The sequence below is a fragment of the Mycobacteroides sp. H003 genome (genome assembly GCF_001440135.1).
GTDB classification, from domain to species: Bacteria; Actinomycetota; Actinomycetes; order Mycobacteriales; family Mycobacteriaceae; genus Mycobacterium; species Mycobacterium gwanakae.
Map to the genome: position 1 here is coordinate 47,868 of NZ_LJYL01000008.1, position 6,000 is coordinate 53,867.

Genomic DNA, 6,000 nt, shown 5'->3' on the forward strand with positions numbered 1-6,000 from the left:
CCCGCCGCGAGTGCTCGTCGCGGATCGCGCACAAGAACATGTCGCCCTCCCCGCAGCCCAGATAGGTGTAGGGGTCGGACCGGGGCGCGGTGTCGGCATTTCTACCGATCCGTTTCCCCGGCCCGCCCTCCGAACCCGCCGAGCGAATTTCTCCGCAACGGGCTCTCCACGGATTCAGGCCACTGGTGCAGTGATGTCCGTCGGCCTCGCTGTCCAAGGGGTGATGATTTTCGTGCCCCGGTAGCGGTATCGGGTGACCTCTACCTTCTGCGGCCGAAACATCGCCGTCTTGCCTTCGCGGATTTGCCAATTGGGCAGGAACCGTCGATGGAAGACGCCCCACGCCAGCCCGTGGTGCCGTTTGCGCATCCAAGTCACCACCCGCCACCATGTGAAGTGGTCGAGGTAGTCGAAGGTGCGTTTGGACACCCCGTGCTGGAAGTAATTGCACCATCCCCGCAGGACGGGGTTGAGTTGGCGCAGCAGATCAGCGAGCGTTCGATGTTTGTGTCGCCGCGTCAGATTCCTGACTTTGTCGGTGATGGACATAAGTGCCTTCTTCGACGGCCAGGTGTAGACGTAGTGCTTGGTCGTGCCCCTTTTGATCTGCCGTTGGATGCGGAAGCCGAGGAACTCGAACCCCTCGTCGACGTGGCAGATCCTGCTCTTCTCGACCGACAGGCGCAGGCCCATCGGCGCGAGCACTGCTGCGATCTCGTCCCAAAGCGCTTCGGCATCAGCGCGAGTGCCGTGGACCATGACACAGAAATCGTCTGCGTAGCGGACGATTTTCATGGTCGGAACTCCGGCGCGTCGATGCTTGGCACGTGTCCATTCCGGGCCGAGCGCCTTCCACTTCGCGGCGAAGTGCTCGTCGAGAACGGACAGGGCGACATTGCTGAGCAGTGGTGAGAGGATTCCGCCTTGCGGAGTGCCGGTGATGGTGTCCCGGTAGCCGAGATCTTTCGAGAGAATCCCGGCTTTGAGGAACGACTTCACCAGGGCCAGAACGCGTTTGTCCCCGACACGTCGCCGCACCCGGCCCATAAGGGCCGAATGCGAGATTTCATCGAAGCACGCCGTGATGTCTCCCTCGAAAACCCAGTGATAGGCCCGTGAGCCGCTGGCGAGGTGATGGATCTCAGCGATGGCGTCCTGGGCTCGCCTGCCCGGCCGGAACCCATATGCGCACGGATGAAAGTCCGCCTCGAAAATGGGCTCCAGCACCAGCTTCAGCGAAGCTTGCACGACCCGGTCGGCGACGGTCGCGATACCCAGGCGGCGGAGCTTGCCGTTCGCCTTCGGGATCATCACCTCCCGCACCGGATCCGGCCGGAATATCCGCTCCTTGAGTTCCTCGCGGAGCCGCTGAAGCAGTCCGACCGCCTCTGCCGCACCGACAGACCGCGGTGCGGTCCCATCGGCACCGGCTGAGCGCGCACCCTTGTTCGTCCGCACCCGCTCCCACGCGAGGGTGAGGAATGCGGGGTCATAAACGAGGTTGTACAAATCATCGAAACAGCGGTCGCTTTCATCAACCGCCCAATGGTGCAGTTTGCGTTGCATCCTGCGTACCCGCAGCTCGGCCGTGTCCGGGTCGGGCCACAAAGCACTCGTATTCACAAGTGACCTCCACAGTCTGCGTACTCGCCGCGAACCCGCTGGAGCCCTTTGCCATGCGACCGGCTTTCCCGGCCTCGGACTACTACGGCTCCTCCGCCCCACCACACCGGCATCAGCCGACGACTGCCTACCCCTCCAGCCCGGCTGGCTGCCGGATCTGACCGGGGACCGGCGCGGTGGTTCCCGTGTTCACTGTCAACCGTTTGACGGGTGAGGTGTCCAGCTATGCCCCTGCGACCTCGTCACGGCTACGCCGCAGTCCTTCACCGTGACCTCCCGAACCGGCGACATCAACCGGCCCACGAGTTCCCCGCCCTCAGGGCGGGTGCGCGTCGCTGCCCAGCCCGCATCCGCCAGGTTGGAGCTGGTGGTCTTCTCTTAAGAGGCGTTCAGCCGCTGGTTCCTCGCGTACACCTTCCCGTCTCGCTAGCCGGACCCGACCCGTCTGGCAGTACCAGGCCGTCCCGGCGTTGTCGGGGCTGCTTCCCACCCTCACCAAAGTCTCTTTAGATCAGGCTGCCCCCAGCTTCTACCGGGCCACTGCGATGGCTCGGCGACGGTGGTCTCTCACCTCCGTTCGGTTGAACAGCGCCTCACGGCGCTCGATATCCGAGGACCACACCGCGTCGAGTCGGCCCTTATCAAAGCGCTGGCCGATCAGATCCGGCGGAAACGAGGCCGGATCGACCACCGTGGTGGTCTTAAACCTCCGCGGACTGATCCCCTTGATGCCGAGCTCGGCCATGATTTTGGCGCGGCCAGCCCGGGCTGCGCCAGATAGCCCAGAGCTTTTCACGCTGAAGTGCTTATCGTGCGGTCGAGAAATCCGGCGACGGCTGCGGTGAAGGCATCGTTGTCGTCGCCTGCGACCATGTGGCCGGTGCCGGAGACGTCCACCGCTTGGGCGTGCGGTACGACCTTGAGGAATTCGTCGACCGACTGCTGCGATGTCACATCTGAAAGGACGCCGCGCACCAGAAGAGTGGGTGCCTGCACGCGGCGGGCCCCTTCAACAAGCAGTTCGCTGATCGCGTCGAACTTTTCGGCACCAGTCGCGGGGTCACCTTGCAGAAACTGGAAGTTGGAAGTGATGAAGGCCGGATCCCATCGCCAGATCCACCGACCATCGTCGCGTTGCCGCAAGACTTTACGGAGTCCGTCCGGGTTCTTGGGCCGAGTGCGATGTCTGTTGTATTCGGCAATGACGTCCGCGGCGTCGTCGAGCGTGCTGAACCCGTCAGGATGGGCGGCCATGAACGACACGACGCGGCGTGCTCCGTGAAACTCCATTCGCGGAGTGATGTCGACCAGGACGACGGCTCCCCACAGGTCGGCGGGCGCCAGCAAGTGCGTGCCCAGGACGGTCATGCCGCCCAAGGATGCGCCGACGACGGCCGGCGGGCGGTCGGTGCTCGCGTGTTCACGCACGGCCAGCAGATCGGACGCTAGCCGTCCGAGGTCGTATCTTCCGGTAGGGTCCCACGCGCTGTCGCCGTGACCTCGGGCGTCATACGCGACGACCGTGTACCCACGAGCGTGCAAGCGGCGCGCTGTGGTCGCCCAGGCGTGTCGGTTTTGACCACCGCCGTGCAGGAGCAGCACAACGGCGCGGGCAGCGTCGTGCCGGTAGCAATCCGCCGTGAGGGTGACGCCGTCTGTGGTGCGGAATCGCTCGAGCGTAACGGTCATCGGGTGCGCTCGCCGTTGTGAAGTCGGACGACAATACCATCGGTCCTTTTCATCACGAGGAATTCCCCCTAGGGCTAACGACGGTCACTGTTCCTTGGGCGGCACATACCGCGCGCCCGTCGTTGGTGATGTCGATTCTGGCGACACCGCTGCGCTTGCCCAGCGCGATGATCTCGGTGACGGCGACGCATACTCCGCTTGACACGGGCTGCAGCAAGTTCAGCTTGAATTCGGTTGTGGCGACCCACGATCCAGCGGGGATCACCGGGTAAAACACCACGCCCAAGCAGTGGTCGACCATTGCTGACAGGCATCCGCCGTGCAGATTGCCGAACGGAGTCAAAAGGTCGTCCCGAGCATCCATCTGCACAACCAGCCGCCCGGCGGCGAACTCGGTGTGGCGAAAATCCAGGTATTTGGAGAGTCCTCCCGTGGTTGCCGCCGCGTTCTGCAATTCCTTGGCGATCTGCTGATTGAACTGCGCGAACTCCATGGTTAGCGCCCCTTCTCATCCACGGATATCGATGCGATGGTTTGAGACACTACTCTGCACTTGTTGCATCGACGCAAGGCTGGGTGTTGGTGAGCAGAGCTGGAAGCAGGAATCGGCGTAAAAAGGCATCGAGGCCTTCGGGGCTGCGGTGTCTGGGGCCGCGGACCGACAGCAGGCTGAGGACGGTTCGCAGGATCCATTCGGCGGCATCGTCGACCGACACCCCGGGCTCGAGTTGGTCCCAGTGCGCAGCGAAGACAGGTCGAAGGAACTCGGCCACGAGTTCAAACAAAGCCACCGACGTTCCCTTGGCCAACCCCACGCCGGCGAGTTCCTCGTCACTGCCGAACAGCAATCCGATTGTCGGCTCGCGATGAGCGGCGCGTACCGTGACCTCGACGAAATCGAGTATTGCCGTGCCCAAATCGCGATGTACTGCGATCCGTCGACGCATGCGGTCTAGGTAGCGTTCGGCCGCACGCAGGATGACACCGGAAACGACGGATTCACGACTTGGAAAGTAGCGGTACACCGTGGCGCGCGACACCCCCGCCTGTCTGGCGATGTCCTCCATGGTGGTGCCCGGCAGCCCCTTGCCCTCCAGGCACGCTTCGGCGGCATCGAGCAGGAGGTCTCGGGCGACGTCGCGGGTCGTGGGAGGTGCCGTGCCCCAGCGCAACGATTTCTTCGTCACGAAGCAAGTATGCAGCCTCGGACCGATCGTGAATTAACGACCCAACCGGTTGTCGCATGGCTACTTATGTGACAATATCGCAAATATGTCGCAACAAAGGTGCCGACGATGAACGTGACCTGACCGTTGGCGATTCCGCCCCGCACTCCCGTTGTCGTCGCGGTCGGTGAGATCACGCACCGCGGCGACAGCGTCGTCGATCCCATCGATTTGGCTTGCGAAGCCGCGCGTCGAGCATTGCAAGACGCGGGCGCTGCGATCGGGCATCGGATCGATACGGTGGCGACACCGGGCATTCTGATGATTCCGCGTGACAATCCCGCGTCGAGAATTGCCGAAGCGGTTGGGCTGGCGCCCCGGCGTCGCATCAGCTGCCCGATTGGCGGCAATACACCGCAATACCTCGTCGAGGTCCTTGGTGGGGACATTGTGCGCGGTATCAGCGATGCGGTGCTGGTCGTCGGAGCCGAGACCGGCGAGTCCGCCCGCAGAGTCAAATCGGGTCATGCGCTCCGCGATCCGAAACCCGTTGATGCACAGGATGAGTCACTTGGCGACACACGTCCCGGATTGAGCCCAGCCGAGATGTGTGCTACCTCACCGACTTTGACTCCCGCCAGTTCAGCGATCGCAGTGAGGCTTTCACCGCGGCCTTGCATCCGGGCCAACGCTGTCGCGCCGGCCTGGCGGTGTTCGTGACGGCGCCGCTCTCCCTCTGCGTGTATCTCGAGGATACGGTTGCGCTCCCACTCGTCGACGGCGGCCAGCCGCCCAAGCTCGACGAGGAACGACGCAGCGTCATCGACATTTTGACGCTCACGCTCCAGACGTGCCTCGTTGGCCTTGTTCTGCGCCTCCCGGACACGCTTGCGCGCTGCCGATTTCGAATTGATGTTCACCACGTGGGAACCATAGGACGCACCCATCGTCGTGCTCTACCATCCTGACCAACATCATCTGTGTCCCCATTTGTCCGCACCCTTTGTCGCCAAATCGACTGCCTACCAATGCAACACATCCGCACCGATCCGCACCACTCACCACAACCACCTGTCCGATCCGGGAAACGGTCGGGTGCGCTCGTTCACGCGCTACGACACACTTATGCCAACGAGACCCGTACCACAGCAGCCTGAAACCCGCTATCTGCACTGGTCGGCACGCGGTGGTTTCGCTTGGTGTGCGATGGCGCTATATGACCAGCTCAGACACCCCTTCTGGACCTCAACCAGAAGGGCTTGACCGCTCTCCTAAAGCCGGTCTCGCAGATTCGACCCCCTGACCGCACTCGACGGTGCATTTCCGATCGAATGTCGCACTGCTGGTAGCGGGAATCGAAAACTATGCCTCATGATCTCGGTATGACCTGCCGGCCAGTACCAACGGCGGGAGACGGGGTTGGGGTCAAGTCCAGGGACGTGGTGTACGACGTCGTCGTGTGATTCTTCGACTTGGTGGTTTAGGCGGTCAGTGCCGCCGGGGTGTCCTCCTGTTCTGTTGA

General features: G+C 63.0%; 6 protein-coding genes and 1 pseudogene. 1 reads left to right on the plus strand and 6 read right to left on the minus strand.

Annotated elements, in window-relative coordinates; all coding sequences use genetic code 11:
* Positions 1-174: 174 nt before the first annotated feature.
* From ltrA to AOT87_RS00310, 5 genes are all read right to left on the minus strand, one after another.
* A complete protein-coding gene (gene ltrA, locus AOT87_RS00290) occupies positions 175-1,623 on the minus strand; it encodes a group II intron reverse transcriptase/maturase (protein ID WP_007168383.1) in 1,449 nt (482 codons plus the stop codon).
* Positions 1,624-2,152: 529 nt separating this feature from the next.
* The gene (locus AOT87_RS00295; RefSeq protein ID WP_007168382.1) at positions 2,153-2,419 is read right to left on the minus strand and encodes a hypothetical protein; all 267 of its coding nucleotides are present in this window, start codon (positions 2,417-2,419) and stop codon (positions 2,153-2,155) included.
* The gene (locus AOT87_RS00300) at positions 2,416-3,312 is read right to left on the minus strand and encodes an alpha/beta hydrolase (RefSeq protein ID WP_007168381.1); all 897 of its coding nucleotides are present in this window, start codon (positions 3,310-3,312) and stop codon (positions 2,416-2,418) included. The genes AOT87_RS00295 and AOT87_RS00300 overlap by 4 nt, the downstream gene beginning before the upstream one ends.
* 52 nt (positions 3,313-3,364) lie before the next feature.
* Positions 3,365-3,805 carry a PaaI family thioesterase gene (locus AOT87_RS00305; protein ID WP_007168380.1) on the minus strand — a complete coding sequence of 147 codons (441 nt, stop codon included), beginning with the start codon at positions 3,803-3,805 and terminating at the stop codon, positions 3,365-3,367.
* Positions 3,806-3,854: 49 nt separating this feature from the next.
* Positions 3,855-4,499, minus strand: coding sequence for a TetR/AcrR family transcriptional regulator (locus tag AOT87_RS00310; RefSeq protein WP_007168379.1), 645 nt, complete (start codon positions 4,497-4,499; stop codon positions 3,855-3,857).
* A gap of 126 nt (positions 4,500-4,625) precedes the next feature.
* Between AOT87_RS00310 and AOT87_RS29560 the strand changes: the two are divergent.
* A pseudogene (locus AOT87_RS29560) lies at positions 4,626-5,087 on the plus strand (acetyl-CoA acetyltransferase); the annotation flags it as partial.
* Here the strand turns inward: AOT87_RS29560 and AOT87_RS00320 are convergent.
* Positions 5,003-5,401, minus strand: coding sequence for a hypothetical protein (locus AOT87_RS00320; RefSeq protein WP_174814222.1), 399 nt, complete (start codon positions 5,399-5,401; stop codon positions 5,003-5,005). The pseudogene AOT87_RS29560 and the gene AOT87_RS00320 overlap by 85 nt on opposite strands.
* Positions 5,402-6,000 lie beyond the last annotated feature (599 nt).

What these genes read in the sequence shown, in the direction of transcription:
- AOT87_RS00300 (WP_007168381.1), bottom strand. Translation starts at nt 3,312, where the DNA reads ATGACCGTTACGCTCGAGCGATTCCGCACCACAGACGGCGTCACCCTC.
- AOT87_RS00305 (WP_007168380.1), bottom strand. Translation starts at nt 3,805, where the DNA reads ATGGAGTTCGCGCAGTTCAATCAGCAGATCGCCAAGGAATTGCAGAAC.